At 41.7% G+C, this 961-nt stretch carries 2 protein-coding genes; both read right to left on the minus strand.

From position 1 onward, the window contains the following. Nucleotides 1-50 precede the first annotated feature (50 nt). The gene (locus tag AAC147_RS04610; RefSeq protein WP_047685830.1) at nucleotides 51-299 is read right to left on the minus strand and encodes an immunity protein TriTu family protein; all 249 of its coding nucleotides are present in this window, start codon (nucleotides 297-299) and stop codon (nucleotides 51-53) included. Next, nucleotides 287-961, minus strand: a 675-nt coding sequence (locus AAC147_RS04615; protein WP_197056427.1) for an RHS repeat domain-containing protein, incomplete at its 5' end; no start/stop codon positions are given. The genes AAC147_RS04615 and AAC147_RS04610, both read right to left, overlap by 13 nt.

Consider the following 961-nt stretch of genomic DNA (forward strand, 5'->3'; position numbering starts at 1 on the left):
TCTTAAAAAGAACAAAGCCGAAAGATCACAGGGATCTTTCCGGCTTAAGTTTAATTTAGTAGGCTATGAAATTCTTTGAATGATTCAATTACTTCCTCATCAGAGGATAATTCTCTTCTTTCATTGATAATATATTTTTCAGTATCTACATCGAGAATTTCTAGTACGCATGACAAATCATCCCATACAGTAAACCGAGCAATATTTTTATCCGTATCAATATCAACAACTAAACTCTCGTTATTTACAATTACGGGATAATTGTAATTAGATATAATCCATAATCTTATTTTTTGCATACTGTCATTATCCCCTCTGTTGTTTTATGTGCTTTAATTTCCATATTAGTAACTTCCGGCATTTCTGGTACAGGCAATCCTTTACGTTTTGCTAAACGCCCTTCTAAAGAATCTGGACCTACTATTTTTGCCCATTCATCATTTGTTTTTATCAACGATTTTTCAGGAACATCAAATTCAACATACACCGTTCCCGGTTTAGCTTGTTTACCGAAGGCATCAATATTTGCTGGATAACCGACATGCGTTGTTCCTGTAGTACTTTGAACTACTTTGCCAGTGTCACGCATTTTTTGGAATTCTTCGGGACTCATCCAACGACCAACTGTGACAGTAGATAGCCCGAAAGGATCTACATATTTGACCGGATTATCGACATACCCGTAAGGATTAAGGCCGCCTTTCAGCCCAATGGGATCCGGCGAGATGTACTGCGCCGTCTCTGGCGAGTAATAGCGGTGCCGATTGTAAAAAAGCCCCGACTCTTCATCAAAATACTGACCTAAAAACCGGAAATTACACTGAACATGGTGATCCGGGTGATGAGATGGCACGCTACCCCGATTTTCGGCGTGGCCCCAGGTGGTCAGCCGTTGCGCCCAGACCAGTCCGCCTTCCTCGTTGAGCATCTCGCGCGGCGTTCCCTGATGGTCACTCACCAC

The organism is Xenorhabdus sp. NBAII XenSa04 (assembly GCF_963866145.1).
GTDB lineage: Bacteria > Pseudomonadota > Gammaproteobacteria > Enterobacterales > Enterobacteriaceae > Xenorhabdus > Xenorhabdus indica.

Coding starts and splice junctions, on each gene's coding strand:
- AAC147_RS04610 (WP_047685830.1), bottom strand. CDS start 299: ATGCAAAAAATAAGATTATGGATTATATCTAATTACAATTATCCCGTA.